Here is a 23,251-nt window from a genome sequence, read left to right on the forward strand (position 1 = left end):
AATGGATGCCCTTAAAAACAAGGTAGGCAGGTAGGTTAGGCGAAGCGGACGATTATTAAAAGCGACGAGAACACACAGATTGACCTATTATATAAATAAATAACAAGTGTTCCCGTTTGTATAAAAACACTTGTTATCTATTTTATCGTGTTTTATTGCTCTAAGCCAGAGATAAACGCTTTATAACTTGGCTTTTTACGATACTGCTCATCAAATAACAATGGATTATCTTTCTTTTTAGGGCCCCCACCTGCATTGATGTAAGTATCTTTGTCGGTCACACACCAGAATGTAATTCCAAACTGCTGACGTTTAGGTACAAGGGTTTTATATTGATGAGCTATGTAATAGTATAGGTTAGCTTGTTTGTTTGCATTTTGTGAGGAATCGGCGGTGTCAAATAAATTGCCTCCGGGGTTAAGGCGGATATCTAATTCAGAAATATGAATTTGCAAGCCGGTTTTGGCAGATTGGACGAGTGCGTTTTTTATACCTTCTTGTGAGGTGCCTATATCAACGTGCAATTGTAATCCCAGTCCGCCAATAGGAATATTACGTGCTTTAAAATCACGTACCATGTTTAACATCGCTTGTAATCGCCTGGGTGATTTCTCTTGGCTGTTATCGTTGTAAAACAGAACGGCTTGAGGATCGGCTTCGTGGGCGTATATAAATGCCCTGGCTATATAGTCTTTACCTAAATGCAGCGCCCAAACGTTTACATACTTTTTATCGTAGGTAGCCATCCTTGGTGTACCATCATTATCAAAAGCTTCATTCACAACATCCCATGATTTAACCCTACCTTTGAAATGCCTTACTATGGTTTGAATATGTGTTTTAAATAAATTTTCCCACGCTACAGAATCGCCCTGGAAATTTTGTACCCAATCAGGAAGCCCCTGAAAGTAAATGAGGCAATGGCCATGTACATCCAGGTTATTTTTCACTCCAAAATTTACAAGGTCATCTGCCGGCGAAAATAAAAAAGTATTGGGTGTTGGCCTGAGTTGGTTCCAGAATAATGAACTGGCAGTACTCATACTATTAAATTCACGCACTACTATTTCCCTTATTTTAGGGTCATTTAACTGGCGGGTGCCTATTCCAACTCCAATGGGGAAACTCGTGGCTTTTTTTAAAGTATCGTTTTGAGTTTTCGTGTTCAAAGTATATTTAAACTGTTTGTGATTGGTAACGGAAGAAGGGAAGGATACAAAGCAAAACGCAGTGCAAACAAGGGCAATATATTTCATAATTTTAAATGTATTAAATTTTATTTAATTAAAGCGGTCATTGCAATACCTGCAAAAATACCGCTCCTTTTATTTATAAGGGTAGTAACAGTTTTTTTTATTTTTTATTTTAAAAGCTCATATAAACGAGTGTTTTATTACAATGTGTTTTTAACGTTAACGCTATTTAATGTTTTTAAAGTAGATAATAAGTATGAGTTTTTAATGAAAAAAAATTATCGAATCTTGACAGTTCAGTTCTGGATACCTTTATATTCGCCCACATTACAATATTATATGAACCAATGTTTGTATTTTTAAAGACAAATATTGAAAGATAACTATCGCTCTATTCTATGGAAAAAAGAAAGGCATTAATTACGGGTATCACCGGCCAGGATGGTGCATATCTTACCGAGTTGTTAATTTCAAAAGGATATGATGTCCATGGTATAAAACGCCGTAGTTCATTGTTTAATACAGATAGGATTGACCATCTTTATCAAGATCCGCACGATAGCGAAATAAGGTTAACACTTCATTACGGTGATTTGAGTGATAGCACTAATCTTATTCGTATAATCCAGCAAGTTCAGCCAGATGAGATATACAACTTAGGTGCTATGTCGCACGTGAAAGTTAGTTTTGATACTCCTGAGTATACAGCTAATGCCGATGGCATTGGAACTTTAAGGTTACTTGAAGCTATTCGTATCTTAGGCCTTGAAAAAAAGACAAAAATATATCAAGCATCTACTTCTGAACTGTATGGTTTAGTGCAGGCTGTTCCTCAATCTGAAACCACACCATTTTATCCGCGTTCACCATACGCAGTGGCAAAAATGTATGCTTATTGGATAACAGTAAATTATCGTGAGGCTTATGGCATTTACGCTTGTAACGGTATATTGTTTAACCACGAAAGTCCCTTGCGTGGCGAAACCTTTGTAACTCGTAAAATTACCCGCGCAACTGCAAAAATTGCTATGGGGTTACAGGATAAATTATTTCTGGGCAATCTGGATGCTCAAAGGGACTGGGGACATGCTAAGGATTATGTGGAGGCTATGTACCTGATATTACAACAGGATAAACCTACTGATTATGTGATTGCTACCGGTGTAACTACCCGTGTTCGCGAGTTTGTAAGACTTGCTTTTGCCGAAGTTGGCATCACAGTTGAATTTAAAGGCGAGGGCATTAATGAAGTTGGATATGTTGTTAGCTGTAACAATCCTGATTTTCACGTTGAAATAGGTAAGGAAGTAGTTGCTGTTGATGCTAAGTATTTCCGTCCAACCGAAGTAGATCTACTGATTGGTGACCCTGCAAAATCAAAGAAATTGTTGGGCTGGCAACCTAAATACGACTTGAAAGAGCTTGTTAGCGAAATGGTTGCAGCCGACGTTGACCTGTTCAGAAGGGAAAGGTTATTGAAGGATTCTGGCTATGCCATCAAAAACCAATTTGAATAAACTATGATGGAAAAGGACGCAAAGATATATATAGCTGGTCATCGTGGCATGGTTGGTTCCGCAATTTTCCGTAAACTACAACGTGAAGGTTTTACGAATTTTGCAACGCGTTCATCGTCAGAACTCGACCTTCGTGATCAGGTTGCTGTATCCGAATTCTTTAGGCAGGAAAAGCCCGATTATGTTTTTCTTGCAGCTGCAAAAGTTGGTGGTATTGTTGCCAATAATACTTACAGAGCTGAATTTTTATATGATAATCTGCAAATTCAGAATAATATCATTCATAACTCATATTTAAATGGGGTAAAGAAGCTGATGTTTTTGGGTTCAAGCTGTATTTATCCAAAATTAGCGCCTCAGCCTTTAAAAGAGTATTACTTGTTGACTGGTCCGCTTGAGGAAACCAATGAACCATACGCGATAGCCAAAATTGCAGGCATAAAAATGTGCGATGCTTATCGTGCTCAATATGGTTGTAACTATATATCAGCTATGCCTACTAACTTGTACGGTTATAATGATAATTATCATCCTCAAAACTCTCATGTTTTGCCTGCTTTGATCCGTCGTTTTCACGAAGCTAAGGAGCAGCAGGCGCCGGCGGTAACTATATGGGGTACCGGCACACCAAAGCGTGAATTTTTATTTGCTGATGATCTTGCCGAAGCATGCTATTATTTGATGCAGAACTATAATGAGCCGGGGCTGGTTAATATAGGAACTGGCGACGATGTAACTATAAAAGAGCTTGCAGAGCTTGTAAAAAAAGTAACTGGTTATAAGGGCGAAATTAATTTTGATACTTCTAAACCAGATGGTACACCCAGAAAGCTAATGGATGTTACTAAACTGGCAAATGCAGGATGGAAATATCACACCAAGCTTGAAGATGGTATTGCATTAGCATACGCCGACTTTTTAAGCAAGGGTGAATTGATTGTTCAACGATAAGTAATTCATGTCATACTTAAACATCAGAAGCCGGCGAAAACCGGCTTCTGATGTTTAAAACCCCTAATAAATCATTTATTAGGCTCGCTGTTGGCAGCTCTTCCTTAGGTGTTCAATGCATTAATAATATAGCAGCCAACTGTTTGAATTACGGTCCGTCCGTTAATAAGGTGTATTACTCATTTTTAAATATGCCGTTGGGTTCTGTAACGTATTTTGCATTATCTTCGTTAATAGAAAACGGTACGCAATCCGGTTTTAGTTATCTTAATATATTATATGACTATAATACCAACCCCGCTTAAGGGATGTTTATTAATAAAACCACGTATTTTTAGTGATGACCGCGGTTATTTTTTTGAATCGTTTAATCAACAACGGTTTGCTGATGCTACAGGCTTCAATGTCAACTTTGTACAGGATAATCAATCTTATTCAACTAAAGGTGTATTACGTGGCCTGCATTTACAAAAAGGTCGGTTTTCGCAAGCTAAGTTGGTTAGGGTAACCAAAGGCGAAGTATTGGACGTAGCTGTCGACCTGCGCAAAGGGTCGGCAACTTATGGGCAATATTATGGAGTGCATTTAACCGAACAGAATAACGAGCAATTTTTTATTCCCCGTGGATTTGCCCATGGCTTTATTGTATTGAGCGATGAAGCCGTATTCCAGTATAAATGTGATAACTACTATAACAAAGAGTCAGAAAGTGGTCTACATTATGCCGATCCTGATTTAAATATTGATTGGCAGCTCAGCGGGAGCAATGTGCTGGTATCGGATAAAGACCTTGAACTGCCCTTTTTAAAGGATGCTCCTGATTTTGGGTTCTAATTTTTATCCTGGTTTAATCAAAAAATAACACTTCTAAAAAATGCAAAATATCATCGTATTTGGAGCATCAGGACAATTGGGTAACTGCTTAAAGAAAGTAGCAGGCGACAGGAAAATAGATTATATCCATTTCCTGCCTGAAGAAGAGGCGGACATTCTGCGGGAAGATTTGCTGGATATTGTTTTTGAAAAATATAGACCGGCGTTTGCTATCAATTGCGCTGCTTATACCGCTGTTGATAAAGCGGAAGACGAAGTTGACCTGGCCCGGGCGATCAATAAAACAGGGGCCGCAAATCTTGCCAGGCATTGTAAAGCATATGGTGCTACCCTTGTTCAGATCTCAACTGATTTCATTTTTAAGGGCGATGTGGCATTGCCACTCACAGAGGAGGCCATTGCTGAGCCTATCAGTGTATATGGCCTTACCAAACTGGAGGGAGAACAGGCAATTGCGGAAATTCTTGATGAACACTATACAATTCGTACAAGCTGGCTATACTCCGAGTATGGCAACAATTTTGTAAAAACCATGCTAAGGCTTGGGGCCGACCGTGATGAGCTTAAGGTGATTGCAGACCAGGTGGGCACACCCACATATGCTATTGACCTGGCAGAAGCAATTTTAACTATCATAACAGCTGGTAAAAAAGCATATGGTATTTATCATTACAGCAATGAAGGGGTAACCTCATGGTATGACTTTGCCAAAGGTATCTTTGATATTTCAGGTACTGATGTTAAAGTACTCCCAATACGCACATCAGAATATCCAACGAATGCGCAACGACCGGCATATTCGGTACTGGATAAGGCTAAGATCAAAGCTACGTTTAATATAAAGATCCCTTACTGGCGCGACAGCCTAAAAGCTTGTATTAAAAAATTGGCTGCCGCACAATAAACAATGAGTTTTAAAAAAAATAAAATGCCAGGCTTTTCTTACAAACCTGGCATTTTTAGTTTTTCCCCAAATAGCTTATAGGAATGTCCCTGCTGCTACCGTTTCATTAGTTGATTCATCAACCAGGATCAATGAGCCGGTAATACGGTTTTTGCGATACTCGTCAAACACTACGGGTTGAGTAGTGCGTAAACGGATCTTCACCATTTCGTTCATCTTAATATCGGTATTTTCTTCCTGCTTTTCAAGTGTATTGATATCAAGTTTATAATAAACTTCCTTAATGATCGACATTACCTCGCGGGTGGTGGTTTTGAGATGATATTTAGCACCTGGGCGCGGGCTGCGGGTTGCCATCCAGCAAATCATCGCGTCAAGGTCCTGGCTCACCTGCGGTTCGCTGTCGTCTTTAACAATCATATCGCCGCGGCTTACATCAATATCATCCTCCAAAGTAATGGACACCGACATTGGTGCAAAAGCTTCCTCAACCGGACCCGAATAAGTATCGATAGATTTTATGGCTGATGTTAATCCTGACGGCAATACGGTGATCTTATCGCCAGGCCTGAAAATGCCGCCTGCTATCCGGCCGGCATAACCGCGGTAATCATGATATTCATCCGCATGAGGACGGATCACTGTTTGCACCGGGAAGCGGGCATCAGAGTGGTTTTCATCACTGGCAATATGGATAGTCTCCAGTGTATGTAACAGGCTTTCGCCTTTGTACCACGGCATGTTTTCCGAATCGTTAACCACATTGTCACCGGCTAAAGCGCTGATAGGCACAAAACGGATATCAGTGACATCAATTTTTGCTGCAAAAGCTTCATATTGTTCAACTACTTTGTTAAAAGCCTCTTCGCTATAATCAACCAAATCCATTTTGTTCACACAAACAATAATATGTGGTATTTTTAATAGTGATGCAATAAATGAGTGGCGGCAGGTTTGCTCAACCACACCTTTGCGGGCATCAATAAGTACCAGGGCAAGGTTTGCTGTTGAAGCGCCGGTAACCATGTTGCGGGTATACTGGATATGGCCAGGGGTATCGGCAATAATAAATTTACGTTTGGGTGTGGCAAAATAGCGGTAGGCCACGTCAATGGTAATGCCCTGCTCGCGCTCCGAACGTAAACCATCAGTTAATAATGAAAGATCAACATGCTGAAGCCCTTTTCGTTCGCTCGATTGTTTTACAGCCTCCATCTGGTCTTCAAAGATGGATTTCGAATCGTATAGTAAGCGTCCTATAAGGGTACTTTTACCATCGTCAACACTACCTGCTGTAGTAAAACGTAATAATTCCATTGTGGTGGTATGTTTTTTGCTCCGGGCTTGGCTGCCTGAAGGCTCATTGAATCAAATTTAAAAATAACCTTGCTTTTTCCTGTCTTCCATTGAAGTATCCGAGCGTTTATCGTCGCTTCGGTTGCCCCGTTCGGTGCTGCGGGTTGCTGATACTTCAGCAACTATCTTCTCCAGGGTATCAGCGTCTGATTCGATACCGCCGGTGATGGTGATATCGCCCAGGGTACGGAAACGCATGAGCTTATTTTCGATAGTTTCACCCTCCCTAAGCTGTAAGAACTCCGAAGCAGGCAGCCAGGTATTATCGCGGTAAACTGCATTACGTTGGTGTGCAAAGTATAATGAAGGTATAGCTATGTTTTCCTGCAGAATGTAGTTCCAGATATCCATTTCGGTCCAGTTACTGATCGGGAACACACGGAAGTGTTCGCCCATGCGCTTGCGGCCGTTAAAGATATTCCAGAGCTCGGGGCGTTGGTTTTTAGGATCCCACTGGCCAAACTCATCGCGGTGACTGAAGAAACGTTCTTTAGCACGGGCCTTTTCTTCATCACGGCGCGCACCGCCGATAGCAGCATCAATCTTATTGCTTTCGATGGTATCAAGCAGGGTTACTATCTGCAACTCGTTTCGGCTGGCGTTAATACCGCTTTCCTCAACCGCACGACCTTTGTTAATTGATTCCTGAACCGAGCCTACAATAAGTTGCACGCCAAGGTTTTCAACCAGCTTATCCCTAAACTCCATAGTTTCAGGAAAGTTATGACCGGTATCAATATGGATTAGGGGCATTGGGATTTTAGCGGGCCAGAATGCCTTTTTTGCCAGGTGTGTTACAACAATAGAGTCTTTCCCGCCCGAAAACAGGATGGCAGGACGATCAAATTGTGCAACCACTTCCCTGATAACGTAAATGGCCTCTGATTCTAATTCCTGCAGATGAGTAAGATAATATTTATGCATGTTAACAATGAAAATCCGCTAAATCCACCTAAATAGTAGTTTTTAACGTTCAAACTGCAATAATAACAATTTTATGCTAATGTTGAGGGGATTAAATGGATTTTGCTTTTGAAAAAGGCTTGTTGCCTGATACATGGTTTATGTTCAAAATAATCAGATAAAATATAAGTTTGCATATTGAACAATAAATACCAACTTTATACCTGATAGCATTGTTCAACAGTATAATAATGGGCCCTGATATTACGGAAGCATTATTATATACTAACTTCGGGATGTTTATTTAAAAATTAGTATAATCAAATATGAAAGGCATTATTTTAGCAGGAGGGTCAGGCACCCGACTTTATCCTATAACCAGGGCAATCAGTAAACAACTGATGCCTATTTATGATAAGCCAATGATATACTACCCATTATCGGTTTTGATGCAGGCGGATATCAAAGAAATTCTGATCATTACCACAGCCGAAGATAATCCCGGTTTTAAACGGTTGCTGGGCGATGGCACAGAGTTAGGCTGTAAATTTGAATATGCTATACAGGAAAAGCCTAATGGACTTGCCCAGGCTTTTGTTATTGGCGAGCAATTTATAGGCGATGATAAAGTAGCTTTGATATTGGGCGATAATATATTTTATGGTACCGGATTTAACGAATTGATCCGCAGCTTCAATGACGTTGAGGGTGCTGCTATTTTTGCTTACCATGTGGCAGATCCGGAGCGCTATGGCGTGGTTGAATTTGATGCCGAATTCAGGGCATTGTCAATTGAAGAAAAGCCATTGCAGCCAAAATCGAAATTTGCAGTACCCGGCCTTTATTTTTATGATAATTCGGTAATCCAAATAGCTAAAGATCTTGAACCCTCACCCCGGGGTGAGTATGAAATTACCGATGTTAACAAGTTTTACCTTGAACAGGGTAACTTGCATGTTGGCGTTATGGATAAGGGAACAGCCTGGTTAGATACGGGTACGTTTGATTCATTGAGCGACGCTACTGAATATGTGCGCGTGATCGAAAAACGCCAGTCAACCAAAATCGGGTGTATTGAGGAGGTTGCTTACCGCCGTGGGTTTATCAATGACGATCAGTTGCGGCTGTTAGTTAACAAGTATATCAAAAGTGGTTACGGCAAATATTTACAAAGCCTGCTGCCGCAATAAAATAATTATGCGGAAGTTTCAATGGCTTTAGCCATCTGGTCAATAACATCGGGAGCACCGGCATCAAACCAAATAAAGTCTTTGTCTTTTCTGAACCAGGTAAGCTGCCTTTTGGCAAAGCGCCTGGTATTTTGTTTTATAAGCAAGAGCGCTTCATCAAGACTGGTTTTTCCATCAAAATAATCAAACAGCTCCGAATAGCCAACCGTATTTAAAGCATTTAATTCACGGTGGGGCAGGAGGGACTTTACTTCTTCCGCTAGCCCTTGTTTAGCCATCTGATCAACGCGCAGGTTTATACGCTCATATAGTTTTTCGCGGGGCATATCAAGCGCCAGTTTGATAATGTTAAAAGGTCTTTTATTTACAGTAGCGTTGCGGTAAGATGAAAATGGTTTACCTGAGGTTTCAAAAACTTCCAGCGCCCTGATGATACGCTGAGGATTATTAAGGTCGACCTGGGTATAATAATCCGGGTCGACCTGTTGTAGTTGTTTTTGTAATGTTGTAATTCCTTCTCTTTCCAGTTGTTGGTTTAGTTTTTCACGTACTGAAATATCGGCTACGGGCAAGTTATCAAAGCCTTCACAAATAGCTTTAATGTATAAACCTGACCCTCCCGCCAGGATCACCTTATCATGTACTTTAAAAAGTTCATCTAAAAGGCTAAGGCCTTGTTTTTCAAAATCGCCTACAGAAAAACTTTCAGATATAGAATGCGAATTAATGAAATAGTGTTTGGCGGCAGCCAACTCACTTTCATCCGGTTTGGCAGTACCAATAGTCATTTCTCTAAAAAACTGCCTTGAATCGGCCGAAACAACTGCTGTATTGAAGTGCTGTGCCAGCTTAATAGCCGCAGCCGTTTTTCCTATGGCGGTAGGGCCGGCAACTACAATGAGGGTTGGGGAAAGAGGGTTCATAGATGATGGTTCATAGTTCATAGTTTAAAATGTAACTTGGGTAAAAACCATGAACTATCAACTATGAACCATGTGCTAAGTTTAATAATCGTCGCTACCGCCACGGCCAGGCCTTTCATCATCATCAAAGCCTTCATCATCGCTAAATTCATTGCCGAACTCATCTTCTTCCTCTTCTTCTTCGCCGCCGCTGTGTTTTTCTTCCGGCAGGTCATCGGTATCTGTAACTTCCGAAAAATCTTCGGCATCCTCCGGGTTAAAGGCCATTTCGTTCAGAAAGTCGAAGTCTTCGGTAACAGGCGGTAAAACGGTAGCGTTAAATGCATTGCCAAATTGTTTAGGCGCTTCGCCAACTGATTTTACAACGGCAGGGTAAGTGGTGCCCGGCGTTTCATCTAAAATGATCTTCATCAGTTCCACATGAAAATCAAACGGACGATCGAAATTGAATGTATAGTAAAATTTTTGGTGCGGGTCATCAATAAAACTCAACAGCTTTACTTTATTCATTAATGATACACCACGGTCAATACGCCTTTGGTTAGGCAGGTAAGTTATTTCTTCACCTTTAGTCCACTGATCATTACTGATATAAAATGATGAAGAAAATTCCGGATTATAACCAGTTGACTGATGAATTGCGCGGTGAAGATCTTCGAAAGTTTGATTTGATTTTACATCAATTTCTCTCGTAACGTCATCGTAGTCTTCAAAAGTAACCCTGAACCTGTATACTGCCATTGTTTATTGTAGATTTTGGACAAAAATAATAATGTTTTAATTTAATTTGGGGTAGTCACAACTTTTAAGCCAATTTCAATGCCTTTGCTGATTGTAAAGGTTAACGCGGCCTCACGATTGTTGGGAATTTCGCCTTCCAATATGGCTTCGCGGATCTGATTTTTGATTATTCCTACCTCGCGGCCTTCTTTTATCCCAAATATGGTCATGATATCGTTACCGGTAACCGGCGGCTGCCAGTTACGGATGCTGTCGCGCTCCTCAACGTCTCTTAATTTTTGTTGAACAAGCTCAAAATTGTTACGATATTTTTTAACCTTATATTCGTTTTTGGTGGTGATGTCTGCTTTACACAACAACATCAGTGCTTCAATATCGTCCCCTGCCTCAAAAAGCAAACGCCTCACTGCTGAATCGGTAACTATGGATTGTGAAAGTACGATGGGCCTTAAATGCAGTTGCACCAACTTTTGAACTTGCTTCATTTTTTCATTAAGCGGCAGCTTAAGCTGGGTGAAGATCTTGGGCACCATGCGTGCGCCCCGGTCTTCATGACCATGAAAGGTCCAGCCGTGGCTGGGCTCAAAACGTTTGGTGGCGGGTTTGGCTATGTCATGCAGTATAGCAGCCCAGCGTAACCACAGGTCGTCAGTAGTTTCGCAGATGTTGTCAAGCACCTGAAGGGTATGGTAAAAGTTATCCTTATGACCTTTGCCATCTACATAGTCAACCCCGTAAAGGGCTACCATTTGCGGGAAGATCTTATGCAGCAGTCCGGTATCAAACAAATAATTAAAGCCGATTGATGGTACCGGCGACAGGATGATCTTGTTCAGTTCATCGGTAATCCGTTCCTGCGATATGATGCTGATCCTGTCGGCAGTGGTTTTAATGGCTTCAACAGCGATATCATCAATCCTGAAATTAAGCTGGGTAGCAAACCTGATGGCCCGCATCATACGCAGCGGATCATCAGAAAATGTTTCGTTAGGATTAAGCGGCGTGCGGATCAGCTTGTTTTGCAGGTCGGCAATGCCGTTAAAGGGATCAAGCAACTCGCCAAAAGTATCCGGGTGGAGGGAAATAGCCAGCGCGTTGATGGTAAAATCGCGGCGTTTCTGATCATCTTCCAAAGTGCCATTCTCCACAATTGGCTTGCGCGAGTCGCGACGGTACGATTCCTTGCGGGCGCCAACAAACTCTATCTCCAAATCGCGGTATTTGAGCGAAGCCGTACCGAAGTTTTTATAAACCGCCAGTTTAACTCTAAGCGTATTGGCAACAACTTCGGCAAAAGCAATACCGTTGCCAATAATTACGATATCAATGTCCTTCGACGGGCGGTTCAGGAAAATATCGCGCACAAAACCACCTATAGCATAGGCCTGTACATTTTGTTCGCCCGCCAAACGGGATATAACAGAAAATACGGGATGCCTGAGGTGTTGTTGCATAGTTGGATGCTTAAAAACGCTAATAAGGGTACAAAGGTAAGATTAATTGGTAAAATGCCCCGGTAAAGTCAAAAGTCTTAGTCGAAAGTCCTAAGTATCTTTCCACTTAATAAACAAAACTTTCAGACTTCAAACTTTGGACCTCATACTTCCGGCTTTCTGCACGACAGGGGGTTAATAGGGTTAACACAATTTTAATTATTTTATTTAAATAATTGATAGTCAGTATATTGAATATGTAGAGGGGTTACACAAAAGAATTTATAAAAATGTTTCTGTTAAAACATATCTTCAAAAACACCTTTTTAACTAATCACTAATCTCCAGCCTCTGATCCCTCGTTAACGACGCAAAAACTCAAACCGCCCATCAGGAGCCAGCCTCATGATGGTTGACGGTGTTTTGATCTCTTTGCTATGCTGCTCCAAATCAACTACGTAATCAACACCATCAATAATTTCCTGGTCTATTTGCGAAAAATATTGCGGCGAGGGCTTACCGCTAATATTAGCTGATGTTGACACCAAAGGTTTGCGTAAACGCTGAATCAATTGCTGGCAAAAAGGGGTGTCTTTTACAACCCTGATCCCCACGCTGCCATCGGCAGCAATTAATGCCGGAGAAATGTTTTTGGCGCCCGGCATCACCAGCGTTAAGGGGTTTTCGGCGTATTCAATCAATTCAAAAGCCAGCGGGTTTACTTCACTGATATAGCTTTCCAGCTTGTTTTCGGTATCCAGCAAAATGATCATGCTTTTGGCCTCATCGCGCTGTTTTAGGCGATAGATCTTTTGAATGGCTTCGGTGTTGGTGGCATCGCAGCCTATGCCCCAAATGGTATCGGTAGGGTAAAGGATGATGCCACCCTCTTGTACAATTTTAAAAGCCTTGGCTACTTCGTCTCTAAGCATGGTTCAAAATATTTTGGTAAAGCTGCATTAATTGCAGGCTTAGTTTATCATTGGTAAAATTAGCTGCGTAAGCGCGGCCTTTGGTTATCATGGTTTGCCTTAAGTCATCATCACTAAGCACCTGGTTTAGTTTTTCAGCAAGACCGATATCATCATCAGGGTTCACATACAGGCTGCCTGGCCCGCCTGCTTCTTCAAGGCATGAGCCTGTTGCTGCTATAACCGGCGTGCCGGAGTTTAAAGCTTCTAACACGGGTATACCAAATCCTTCGTACCGTGATGGATAAACAAACACCGATGCCAGTTGATAAACAGCAGGTAACTCTGCAAAGGTAACGTCTTTTAAAAATATTACCCGGTGGTTTAAGTTATTAGCCGTTATATACGTTTTAACCAATTCTGTGTATTGGGTTTCTTTGCCAATTACCACCAGTGGTATGTCATTGACGTTTTTTAAAGCCATAACGGTTAACAGCAAGTTTTTGCGTTCTTCAATAGTGCCAACACTCAAAATAAAGCGGTTGGGCAGGTTATATTTTTCTTTTACTGCCGATTTTTGCGCGGCGGTTTGTTCAATTGCAAATGAAGGGTCACATCCCTGGTAAACAACTTCTATTTTTTGGGGGGCGATGGTGAGCAGGTCGACAAGATCATCCTTTGTTTTTTGGCTTATGGCGATAATTTGATCCGCGACACGGCAGGCATGTTTAACCTTAGCGAGGTAAATACGGTAATTAACCGCACCAAAATGTTTCGGATAACGCATGAAGATCAGGTCATGCATGGTAACAACCGACTTAATGCCGGTATGTTCGATTCCCGAAGGCAACTCGTGACTTAAACCATGGTACACTTCAATACCATCACGTTTTAAATCTTTGATAATTCCTTTACTACGCCACCATGAAGTGAACCATTTGCTTTTTGGGGTAACAGTGCGAATGCTGGGATAATCGCCAATAAAATTAAGCCGTGGATTAGCTTTGGCCTTTGGCGTATATAAATATAAAAGGTTGGATAGATTGAGCGACGCTATGCCTTTAATTAACCAGCGGCTGTAATTACCTAAGCCGGTATTATTGTAAAAAGCCCGTTTAGCATCGTATCCTATCTTCATGTTTTAGATATGAGATGTGAGATATGAGACGTGAGAAATGCTGCATTCTCAGAGGAATATAGCAGATGTGAAATAAAGGTATTGCCGGAATCTTTACCATGCAAAATCTCATATCTCACATCTGATATCTCATATCTATAATTATACCGCTACGTTATTTTCACGCAGGGCGTCATTTAATGACGTTTTTTTATCGGTTGATTCCTTACGGGTACCGATGATGAGGGCGCAAGGCACCTGGTATTCGCCGGCAGCAAACTTTTTAGTATATGAACCCGGAATTACTACTGAGCGGGCAGGTACGCGGCCTTTATATTCAACCGGGGTGCTGTGGGTAACATCAATGATTTTGGTTGATGCGGTTAACACCACGTTTGCACCTAATACAGCTTCATGTTCAACATGTACGCCCTCAACAACAATTGCACGTGAACCAATAAAGCAGTTATCTTCAATAATAACCGGGGCAGCCTGTAGCGGCTCCAACACACCACCAATACCAACACCACCGCTTAAGTGTACGTGTTTACCAATCTGCGCGCATGAGCCAACAGTAGCCCAGGTATCAACCATGGTACCTTCATCAACATAAGCGCCAATGTTTACGTATGATGGCATCATGATGACGCCTTTAGCCAGGTGGGCACCGTAGCGGGCAATACCATGAGGTACAACACGAACGCCGGCTTGCTTGTAATCCGTTTTGAGTTTCATTTTGTCATGAAAAACAAAAGGGCCGGTTTTAATTTCTTCCATCTGCCTGGTCGGGAAATACAAAACAACCGCCTTTTTAATCCACTCATTTACATGCCAGCGTGTGCCAATGGGTTCGGCCACACGGATCTCGCCTTTGTCCAAACGGTCAATAACGGTTTCAATGGCGTTGGTGTATTCATTATAGTTCAGCAGGTTCCTGTCTTCCCAGGCCTCTTCAATCAGTTTTTTAAGATCTTGCATTGGTGAAATTAAACTTTTGGCAAATTAAAGGATTTTTAAGGAAATATGTTTTAAAAGATTGAATGTCATGAAAGAGCGGCGGGAGTTGAAAGATTAATTACAACTAAGTGCAGGAAAGGCCTTGACAAAGTATTATGGATTCTTTGAGGAAGCCTTGAGTGTAATAGCAAGTTGCGTTTAGTATTTGGGCCTTTATGTGTTTGATATTACACATTTATACAATATGCGGACAATTAGTTAATACTGCATAAAAATACATTAAGTAAGCCTTAATTTTATATAAACGGAAACCAACGTTTAAACTAATTAGGTGTCAAAGCCTTCCGGACAGCGAGTGTCGGGGAGGCTTACTTTTTTTATTTCAACGGGCGATTATAGCTATAATTCCAAGGGATATAATTGGATTTTTGGGTAAATAACTTGATTTTAAAAGAGCGTTTATTTATTGTTGTTTGTTAGTGTTGCTGGCAAATAAGTTTATAAAGTATTAAACATTAGTACTTTACTTATCGTGCAACTGCTGTTATATCAATCTGTTACCTTGGATGAGTATTGGTATAATTGTTTTACCTTTTAATTTATTACTGTTACCCAAATTATTCCCAGGTATGACCCCATTTGTACTAATTGCCATTATTTTACTTGGCCTGGCTTTGCTGCTTATTTTTGCGTTTTGCTTTTTAGCTTTCTCAAATACATCCAAAGACGCTATTATCCACACTGGAAATTTCCTGATTATGTTAGCGTTGGTTATGCCGAACATCTTTATCATAAGTTCATTAAAAAAGACCTGCCCAAGTAAGTTGTAAAAAGTACCGGATCATAAAAGGTTTTTGATAACTACAATAATCTCTGGCAAAGCCGTTTTAAAAGCCGTAAATTTGAGGCTTTATACTTATACCACCGTCGGGATAGCGGCGTGGCAAGTTGCGTTTCAGCTGTAAAGCATCTCCCGAATATGGATGCTTTTATTTGTACGTAAAATGATATTGGTAAATTAGCCGGCCGACCGGATAATCGGTGTAAAAGCAATTGAATGTTATGGCCGAAAAAGAGAAACTGAGAATAGATAAATACCTGTGGGCCATCCGCGTGTTTAAAACCCGTACGCTTGCTTCTGATGCCTGTAAGGCCGGCCGCATCAAGCTGGATGGTAAAAACATCAAGCCGTCATACGAGGTGAAAATTGGTGATGTTTACCAGGTAGCAAAAGGTATAGAGCGCAAGGTAGTGAAGGTAACCGGCTTGTTGGAAAACCGGGTAGACGCCAAAACGGCCGTGAATTTTTATGAAGATATAACTCCTGTTGAACAAACCCAGGCCTTTAAATCAATGTTCCATGCCCCGATACTGAAGCGTGATCGTGGCACGGGCCGTCCCACTAAGGCCGACAGGCGCGAAATTGATGACCTGAAAGATAATTTTTTTGAAGAGCAGGAGGAGAACCAGGATTAAGCAGATTTTAGGGATTGATGGATTTTGATTTGCAAATGTGAATCAAATTCCTGCCCATCTGATAAATCCTACAAATCCGGGTTCAGACCAATTTACCCCCCTCAAATTCCGGTCAATAATGATCTTTATGCTCGGTTGTTTCCCAAAGTTTAAAGGCAGTTAGCGCTTCATCACGAAGGATTTGGACAAAAGGAAGCTTGCGTTTTTCCATGGTGCAGCCCAGTTCATCATAAATAAAATGATCGTCGAACCCTATCGCAGCGGCATCGGCTTTGGTATTGGCGTAATAAATTTTATCTATACGTGCCCAGTAAATAGCGCCCAGGCACATTGGGCAGGGCTCACAGCTGGTATAAATTTCGCAGCCTGATAAATTATATGTTCCCAGTTCCTGGCAGGCCAGGCGGATCACCGAGACTTCGGCGTGTGCGGTAGGATCATTAGTGGGTACAACACGGTTGGCGCTGCGGGCTATGATCATGCCGTCCTTAACAATTACGGCCCCAAAAGGCCCGCCCATTCCGCGCTTTACATTGTCTTCGGCCAGTTCAATGGCTATGCGCATAAATTTTTCGTGTACCGTATTTTCCATATTGCCCTAAATTAAAAAACCTCAACCGAAGTTGAGGTTTTAATTTGAAAATGTGTCAATTTGAATATTTGAAAATGACTTGTAATGTTCAAATTACTTCATCATCAAATTTTCAAATCAGGATATTATTTTTTGTCTTTAGCGTAAGCTTCGTTAAGGCGTTTGGCAACGTCAACGGTAACATCTAAAGATGGATCACCATACAATACGGTTGGATTGGCTTTTGAATAGGTTAACACCAGTTTGTAGCCTTTTTCTTTAGCATAACCTTTTACAAAGTCGGCAATTTTATCATACAGTTTAGCATTTTCAGAAGCTTGCTCGTTTTGGAATTCGGCACCTGCATTTTGAGAGTAGCCTTGTAATTCCTGTTGTTTACGCTGTAACTGTTGCTCGGTAGCCTGGCGTTGATCAGCCGGCATGGTAGCCTGATTTTTCTGGTATTCGGCAACCTGGCGTTGAAATGCTTGACCGCGGTTTTGCAAGTCGGTTTGTGATGCTTTTCCTTTTTCTTCAAGGCGTTTTGACATATCCTTAAAGTAATCGTACTTGTTTAATAAAGAATCAGAGTTTACATAAACAATAGTTTCTTTATCAGGAGTTGCTGTGGTTGCAGCAGCCGGTTTATCGGCGGTTTTATTTTGAGTACAGGCCGCAACGCTACCTGCAATTGCTAATCCTAAAGTAAGTTTGGTTAAAACTGAAGCACTGGTTTTCATTTCTGTCAATCTGAAAATTATTATAAAATTTTGACAAAGATAATCTTTCATTGCAAGTATCCTAATGATTTCGAATATCGGATTTTCGATTTCGGATTTGTTTTTTAAAGATTACGTTGATTGATTTTTAGTTTAGTTTATGGGATTGCACCGATTAATTTTTGACTACACCGATTTTCCCTGAACCGGGATTTGGAGGGATCAAGGAATAACCAGCTTTTTGAAGCTATAAGCAAATTCGATAAATTCTTTAATTTCATAAAATTCGGGCTCAGACAAAATCAGCAGGGCAAATAAAATCCAATAAATCCTGAAAATCCACCCTAATCCCGGTTCTGACAACTCTCCACAACAGTACTTTTATCCACAAATAATCGTTAATACGGGGTATTTTTTGTAATTTTGAAGATTGTTTCATTAAATAAATATGAGCGAAGAAATTCAGGATAAATCCAATTATTCAGCAGATAACATACAGGTTTTAGAGGGTTTAGAGGCGGTACGTAAGCGTCCGTCGATGTACATTGGCGATACAGGTGTTAAAGGTTTGCACCACCTTGTATATGAAGTAGTTGATAACTCTATCGACGAAGCCCTTGCCGGTTATTGCGATGATATAAAAGTTACTATACATGTTGGCAATTCCATAACCGTATCAGATAACGGTCGTGGTATCCCTACGGGTATCAATACAAAAGAGGGTAAATCGGCGCTTGAAATTGTAATGACCGTTTTGCACGCCGGTGGTAAATTTGATAAGGATACTTATAAAGTATCCGGCGGTTTACACGGTGTGGGTGTGAGTTGCGTTAACGCATTATCAACCCATGTGAAGACCCTTGTGCACCGTGAAGGCAAGATCTTTACCCAGGAATACGAACGCGGCAAGCCGATGTTTGACGTTAAGGAAATTGGCGTATCTGATAAAACAGGTACTATCCAAACCTTTCAGCCCGATCCGGAAATTTTTACTACCACTACCGAGTATAAATATGATACGCTTGCTGCCCGTTTGCGTGAGTTGTCATTCCTGAACAAAGGCATTCGCCTGAGTTTAACCGATGAGCGTGAAACCCAGGAAGATGGTACTTTCCGTAGCGAAGAGTTTTTCTCAGAAGGTGGTTTGCGCGAGTTTGTTAAGTTTTTGGACGGAACACGTACATCGATCATCCCTGAGCCCATTTATGTAGATGGTAATAAGGGCGGTATCCCGGTTGAACTTGCCCTGCAGTATAATGATACTTACAGCGAGAATGTTTTTTCATATGTAAATAACATTAACACCATTGAGGGTGGTACGCACGTAGCAGGCTTCCGTCGCGGTTTAACCCGTACCTTAAAAGCTTATGCCGATAAAGAGGGCCTGCTGAAAAACGTAAAAGTTGAGATCAGCGGCGATGACTTCCGCGAAGGATTAACTGCCATTATATCAGTAAAAGTTCAGGAGCCTCAGTTTGAAGGCCAAACCAAAAGTAAGTTGGGTAACAACGAGGTAATGGGCGCGGTTGACGTAGCTGTGGGTGAAATTTTGGGTAACTTTTTGGAAGAGAACCCTAAAGAAGCCCGCCTGATTGTAAATAAAGTAATCCTTGCCGCTACCGCCCGTGCCGCCGCCCGTAAAGCGCGCGAAATGGTACAGCGCAAGAGTGTAATGACAGGTTCGGGTTTACCGGGCAAACTGTCTGATTGTGCCAATAGCGATCCAACCCTTTGCGAGCTATTCCTTGTGGAAGGTGACTCGGCGGGTGGTACCGCCAAACAGGGCCGTAACCGCGAGTACCAGGCTATTTTACCATTGCGTGGTAAGATCCTGAACGTGGAGAAAGCCATGGAGCACAAGATTTACGAAAACGAAGAGATCAAGAACATGTTTACCGGTTTGGGCGTAAGCCGCGGTACGCCTGAAGATGATAAAGCCCTTAACTTAACCAAGCTCCGTTACCATAAGATCATCATCATGACGGATGCCGACGTGGACGGTTCGCACATCACCACGCTGATCCTTACCTTCTTTTTCCGTTACATGAAGGAGCTTGTTGAAGCCGGTTATGTATATATTGCTTCACCGCCGCTTTACCAGGTTAAAAAAGGTAAGGAGTATGAATATTGCTGGAATGATGTACAGCGCGATGCTGCTATCCAGCGCCTTAAAGGTGCCGGTAAAGAAGACAGTGTGCACGTGCAGCGCTATAAAGGTTTGGGTGAGATGAACGATATCCAGCTTTGGGATACTACCATGAACCCCGCTACCCGCACGCTTAAACGTGCTACCATTGAAAACGCCGCCGAGTGCGACCATACCTTCAGCATGCTGATGGGTGATGAAGTTGCCCCACGCCGCGAGTTCATTGAGCGAAACGCTAAATATGCTAAGATAGATTCGTAAGCGATGCCCCGACCCCTGCAGGGGAGGGATGGTTGATACATTTTTTAAGACCCGCTTCTTTTGAAGCGGGTTTTTTTGTAGGAGCTTGGTCCCTGCCAGGTTTGGCGGGGCGTATTTAAATCAATTTTGCCGGAGCTGTTGTAATCGCTAACTTTAATTATGGAACACTATGATAACCGGATTGATGCCTACATCGAAAAATCGCCCGAATTTGCAAAGCCGATTTTAAACTATCTGAGAGCTGTGGTGCATGAAGCCTCGCCTATGATAATTGAAACCATGAAATGGAGCATGCCTTTTTTTGATTACAAAGGTGTGGTTTGCAATATGGCCGCTTTTAAACAACATTGCGCATTTGGTTTTTGGAAGGCATCGTTATTATATGACCCACAAAAGATATTGAGCCTGGCCGATCAGGCTGCAGGTAGCTTCGGTCGCCTGACCAGTATTGATGACCTTCCTCCAAAGGAAGCACTTATTGAGTTTATACAGCAGGCGATGGCCCTAAATGAAGATAATAAACCCAGGCCGGCTTCCCAAAAGAAGCCGCCCGCTCAACGCGACGAGTTGGTGGTACCTGACTACTTCGTGAAATTTTTAGAAGCCCATCCGCAAGCCTGGCTAAACCTTAACCAGTTCAGCTACTCGCAGAAAAAGGAGTATATTGAATGGATAACCGAGGCCAAAACCGAGGCCACCCGGCTTAAGCGTATGGAAACTGCCGCTGAGTGGCTTACTGAGGGTAAATCAAGGCACTGGAAGTACAAATAAATTCCCAATACCGAATATTAAACTTAACGCTTATGTTTTTCATCGATCTTAAGTATATCGCCCCTCTTGAAGAGGTTGATGCTTATATGGAGGTCCATCTAAAGCATCTTAATAAATATTATGATGAAAAGGTATTTGTTGTTTGGGGGCCTAAGGTGCCGCGCACGGGTGGGGTAATCCTGGCCTTTGCGGGCTCAAGGGAGCAAATAGAGAAGATCATTACCGAAGATCCCTTTTACAAGCATAAACTTGCTGAATTTACCGTCACCGAGTTCTTAACTCCTGTGTATCACCCAGATTTAACTGCGCTGCTGGACGGTGCAGAATAGGTTTAGTTTACTTTATCCAGCCGGGTTGGTTTTTCATTTGGAAAGCTGAAAACCATGTACATTTTGTTGCCTTCTGTATGGAAAGTAATATCGGCCCGTTCATTTTCGTACATAAAGAACGACGCTTTTGCATATGGCACAATTACCATAGGTATTGCATCATTTTGGACGAAGTATAGTTTGCCTTCAGCAACATAAGTCTTGAATTTGTTTTTGTCATCGCCTGCTATCTGGTAATTTCCTGCATATTGTTCCAGTTGCTTTGCAGATATATCAATAGCCTTATGCTGTTTACAATAGGCAAATTTTATTGCGTTTTGCATTACTTGCGCCAATGCTGCCCCATGCCCGGCATTTGGGGTGATTGCGATAGCAATATCAAGCCCTTTACAATGCTGGTTTTCCATGTAGATTTTAAAATCCCGAATGTTTTTGCTGGTTAAGAGCTCAAAAGAACCTACGCCTAAAAACACCCTGCAGTTAATGTCATGATTATTGGCAAAGTATTTTTTAGCCGAAGGGATTAGTTCACTTCCGCTGTTGCCGGGTGCCCCTATAAAGATCATATTAAATAGATTTGGATGCTCGAACAGTACCATGGTAGTGAACATGCCACCAAACGAATAACCGTATAGTGCTTTATTATCGCTTACACGGTATTTACTTTGTATAAATGGTATTACTTCCCGCTCAATAAATGATATGAACTTTGGTCCGCCGGTTGTGGGGTTCAGATCGCGGCTGCGCTGGTTTGGTTGGCTGCCGTAACCAATGCCTACAATGAGTGCTTCAGTGGTTTCATAATCCTGCCGGAGCATGTTGAAGCAGTTCATGGCAACGGTCATGTTCCAGTCGCCATCAGTCACGTACAACACCGGGTATTTGGTTTTAGTAGTATCATAACCCGGAGGAAAATGTACGTAGATGGTATAATCTTCACCAATAACTGTTGAGTGATAATCCCATTGCACCATGTCTTTGTCCGTAAAAGGGGCAGGGGTATCGCTTTTAACCTGCGCTGCAGCAATGTTTGCGAAAAAGATAAAAGCAAGTAGATAGAGGCTGGTCTTGATACTTTGTTTCAACATGGCGTGTGGTTATATAAATTAAGATAGTCTTAATTTACAAAAGGTTACAGCGTTGCTGAAATAAAAAAGGAATGCCGGGAAAGGAATTTTCATTCCCTCCTTAGGGGGCAAGGGGGCTAAAAATCCAGCGGCCCCAACCTTTTCATATTTTTCATAATAAGGTATTGCCTGTGCCTTAAATATTTGGTTGGGTTGGTGGCCGACCATTTCAGCGGGCTTGGGAAAATCACGGCTATGGCGGCAGCTTCCTGCCGGGTTAAATCGGAGGCTGGTTTGTGAAAATAAGCCTGCGAAGCAGCCTCAACACCGTATATTCCATCGCCCATTTCAATCTCGTTCAGGTAAACCTCCATGATGCGTTTTTTGCTCCAAAAGGTTTCTATTAATATGGTAAAATAAGCTTCGATGCCTTTACGGAGTATGGAACGGCCTTCCCAAAGGAAAACATTTTTGGCTACCTGCTGTGATATGGTACTGCCGCCAATTAGTTTTTTACTGTGCGAATTTTTTTCGATGGCTTTTTCGATGGCGTTAAAATCGAAACCGTGGTGCTCTAAAAAAGTCTGGTCTTCGGCAGCAACGGCGGCACGTTTCATATTGTCGGAGATCTCGTCAAAATCTTTCCATTTTTTATCTATCTTCCATTCCTTACCTGCCGATTTACGCTGGAAGCCGCGTTCGATCATTAACCAGGTAAAAGGAGGGTTTATAAAACGGTAACCAATTACGCCCAAAAGGCTTAAACCGAAAAACAGGATGAATATCAGTTTAAAAATCCTGAATATCAATTTAGGAATGCCATAAAACTTTGAATCCGATTTTGAATTCCGTTTGCCCGACGTTGATTTTTGGTTGTTTTTGCCGAAGAATTTGAACACAGTTATAAAATATTTCCTGATAAAAGAAGAGGGTGCTTTGCTTTAGCAAAACACCCTCTAAAATTCTAAAATTTTTCCAGAA

The 23,251-nt window shown here is 41.7% G+C and carries 21 protein-coding genes and 1 pseudogene; 9 read left to right on the forward strand and 13 right to left on the reverse strand.

Annotated features, from left to right (window positions below):
• Window positions 1-152: 152 nt before the first annotated feature.
• On the reverse strand, window positions 153-1,256 hold the full coding sequence (locus BLS28_RS10950; protein WP_091166648.1) for an endo-1,4-beta-xylanase: 1,104 nt from the start codon (window positions 1,254-1,256) through the stop codon (window positions 153-155).
• Between the two features lie 335 nt (window positions 1,257-1,591).
• Here BLS28_RS10950 and gmd point away from each other — a divergent pair, with 335 nt between their 5' ends.
• The 4 genes from gmd to rfbD all read left to right on the forward strand — a co-directional run bounded on the left by gmd (window position 1,592) and on the right by rfbD (window position 5,399).
• On the forward strand, window positions 1,592-2,710 hold the full coding sequence (gene gmd, locus BLS28_RS10955; protein WP_091166650.1) for a GDP-mannose 4,6-dehydratase: 1,119 nt from the start codon (window positions 1,592-1,594) through the stop codon (window positions 2,708-2,710).
• A gap of 6 nt (window positions 2,711-2,716) precedes the next feature.
• Complete coding sequence (gene fcl / locus BLS28_RS10960; protein ID WP_091166653.1) at window positions 2,717-3,661, forward strand: GDP-L-fucose synthase; 945 nt, start codon at window positions 2,717-2,719, stop codon at window positions 3,659-3,661.
• A gap of 279 nt (window positions 3,662-3,940) precedes the next feature.
• Window positions 3,941-4,495: a dTDP-4-dehydrorhamnose 3,5-epimerase gene (rfbC, locus tag BLS28_RS10970; RefSeq protein ID WP_091166659.1), complete on the forward strand. Its 555-nt coding sequence runs from the start codon at window positions 3,941-3,943 to the stop codon at window positions 4,493-4,495.
• Window positions 4,496-4,535: 40 nt separating this feature from the next.
• A complete protein-coding gene (gene rfbD, locus BLS28_RS10975; RefSeq protein ID WP_091166661.1) occupies window positions 4,536-5,399 on the forward strand; it encodes a dTDP-4-dehydrorhamnose reductase in 864 nt (287 codons plus the stop codon).
• 75 nt (window positions 5,400-5,474) lie between these two features.
• On the opposite strand, the pseudogene cysN reads toward rfbD, so the two are convergent.
• A pseudogene (gene cysN, locus BLS28_RS10980) lies at window positions 5,475-6,722 on the reverse strand (sulfate adenylyltransferase subunit CysN); the annotation flags it as partial.
• 51 nt (window positions 6,723-6,773) lie between these two features.
• On the reverse strand, window positions 6,774-7,679 hold the full coding sequence (gene cysD, locus BLS28_RS10985; protein ID WP_090528572.1) for a sulfate adenylyltransferase subunit CysD: 906 nt from the start codon (window positions 7,677-7,679) through the stop codon (window positions 6,774-6,776).
• Between the two features lie 305 nt (window positions 7,680-7,984).
• Between cysD and rfbA the strand changes: the two genes are divergently transcribed.
• Entirely contained in the window at window positions 7,985-8,848 is an 864-nt protein-coding gene (rfbA, locus tag BLS28_RS10990; RefSeq protein WP_091166665.1) for a glucose-1-phosphate thymidylyltransferase RfbA, read from the forward strand.
• 5 nt (window positions 8,849-8,853) lie between these two features.
• Here rfbA and miaA read toward each other — a convergent pair whose 3' ends face one another.
• From miaA to BLS28_RS11020, 6 genes are all read right to left on the reverse strand, one after another.
• Window positions 8,854-9,792, reverse strand: coding sequence for a tRNA (adenosine(37)-N6)-dimethylallyltransferase MiaA (miaA, locus tag BLS28_RS10995; RefSeq protein WP_256337397.1), 939 nt, complete (start codon window positions 9,790-9,792; stop codon window positions 8,854-8,856).
• Window positions 9,793-9,852: 60 nt separating this feature from the next.
• The gene (locus BLS28_RS11000; protein WP_091166667.1) at window positions 9,853-10,512 is read right to left on the reverse strand and encodes an IS1096 element passenger TnpR family protein; all 660 of its coding nucleotides are present in this window, start codon (window positions 10,510-10,512) and stop codon (window positions 9,853-9,855) included.
• A gap of 41 nt (window positions 10,513-10,553) precedes the next feature.
• Window positions 10,554-11,966 (reverse strand): CCA tRNA nucleotidyltransferase, encoded by a 1,413-nt coding sequence (locus tag BLS28_RS11005; protein ID WP_091166669.1) that lies wholly within the window; start codon window positions 11,964-11,966, stop codon window positions 10,554-10,556.
• A gap of 341 nt (window positions 11,967-12,307) precedes the next feature.
• Window positions 12,308-12,877 carry an L-threonylcarbamoyladenylate synthase gene (locus BLS28_RS11010; protein ID WP_091166671.1) on the reverse strand — a complete coding sequence of 190 codons (570 nt, stop codon included), beginning with the start codon at window positions 12,875-12,877 and terminating at the stop codon, window positions 12,308-12,310.
• Complete coding sequence (locus BLS28_RS11015; protein ID WP_091166673.1) at window positions 12,870-13,994, reverse strand: glycosyltransferase family 4 protein; 1,125 nt, start codon at window positions 13,992-13,994, stop codon at window positions 12,870-12,872. The genes BLS28_RS11010 and BLS28_RS11015 overlap by 8 nt, the downstream gene beginning before the upstream one ends.
• Before the next feature lie 141 nt (window positions 13,995-14,135).
• On the reverse strand, window positions 14,136-14,951 hold the full coding sequence (locus BLS28_RS11020) for a 2,3,4,5-tetrahydropyridine-2,6-dicarboxylate N-succinyltransferase (RefSeq protein ID WP_091166675.1): 816 nt from the start codon (window positions 14,949-14,951) through the stop codon (window positions 14,136-14,138).
• Between the two features lie 1,041 nt (window positions 14,952-15,992).
• On the opposite strand from BLS28_RS11020, the gene BLS28_RS11030 reads away from it, so the two are divergent.
• Complete coding sequence (locus tag BLS28_RS11030; protein WP_091166679.1) at window positions 15,993-16,406, forward strand: RNA-binding S4 domain-containing protein; 414 nt, start codon at window positions 15,993-15,995, stop codon at window positions 16,404-16,406.
• Window positions 16,407-16,518: 112 nt separating this feature from the next.
• Here the strand turns inward: BLS28_RS11030 and BLS28_RS11035 are convergent, their stop codons facing one another.
• Complete coding sequence (locus BLS28_RS11035; RefSeq protein WP_091166680.1) at window positions 16,519-16,998, reverse strand: nucleoside deaminase; 480 nt, start codon at window positions 16,996-16,998, stop codon at window positions 16,519-16,521.
• Window positions 16,999-17,123: 125 nt separating this feature from the next.
• Entirely contained in the window at window positions 17,124-17,717 is a 594-nt protein-coding gene (locus BLS28_RS11040; RefSeq protein WP_090528531.1) for an OmpH/Skp family outer membrane protein, read from the reverse strand.
• A gap of 427 nt (window positions 17,718-18,144) precedes the next feature.
• Here BLS28_RS11040 and gyrB point away from each other — a divergent pair, with 427 nt between their 5' ends.
• The 3 genes from gyrB to BLS28_RS11055 all read left to right on the forward strand — a co-directional run bounded on the left by gyrB (window position 18,145) and on the right by BLS28_RS11055 (window position 21,203).
• Window positions 18,145-20,103, forward strand: coding sequence for a DNA topoisomerase (ATP-hydrolyzing) subunit B (gene gyrB / locus BLS28_RS11045; RefSeq protein WP_091166682.1), 1,959 nt, complete (start codon window positions 18,145-18,147; stop codon window positions 20,101-20,103).
• Window positions 20,104-20,262: 159 nt separating this feature from the next.
• Complete coding sequence (locus BLS28_RS11050) at window positions 20,263-20,874, forward strand: YdeI/OmpD-associated family protein (RefSeq protein WP_091166684.1); 612 nt, start codon at window positions 20,263-20,265, stop codon at window positions 20,872-20,874.
• A 32-nt stretch (window positions 20,875-20,906) separates the two neighbouring features.
• Window positions 20,907-21,203 carry a YciI family protein gene (locus tag BLS28_RS11055; protein WP_091166687.1) on the forward strand — a complete coding sequence of 99 codons (297 nt, stop codon included), beginning with the start codon at window positions 20,907-20,909 and terminating at the stop codon, window positions 21,201-21,203.
• A 2-nt stretch (window positions 21,204-21,205) separates the two neighbouring features.
• On the opposite strand, the gene BLS28_RS11060 is transcribed toward BLS28_RS11055, so the two are convergent.
• Together BLS28_RS11060 and mtgA are read right to left on the reverse strand one after the other, a co-directional pair.
• Complete coding sequence (locus BLS28_RS11060; protein WP_091166689.1) at window positions 21,206-22,291, reverse strand: alpha/beta hydrolase; 1,086 nt, start codon at window positions 22,289-22,291, stop codon at window positions 21,206-21,208.
• 116 nt (window positions 22,292-22,407) lie between these two features.
• Window positions 22,408-23,079, reverse strand: a complete 672-nt coding sequence (mtgA, locus tag BLS28_RS11065; protein ID WP_218117281.1) for a monofunctional biosynthetic peptidoglycan transglycosylase — start codon at window positions 23,077-23,079, stop codon at window positions 22,408-22,410.
• Window positions 23,080-23,251 lie beyond the last annotated feature (172 nt).

It is taken from the genome of Mucilaginibacter gossypii (genome assembly GCF_900100945.1).
GTDB classification, from domain to species: domain Bacteria; phylum Bacteroidota; class Bacteroidia; order Sphingobacteriales; family Sphingobacteriaceae; genus Mucilaginibacter; species Mucilaginibacter gossypii.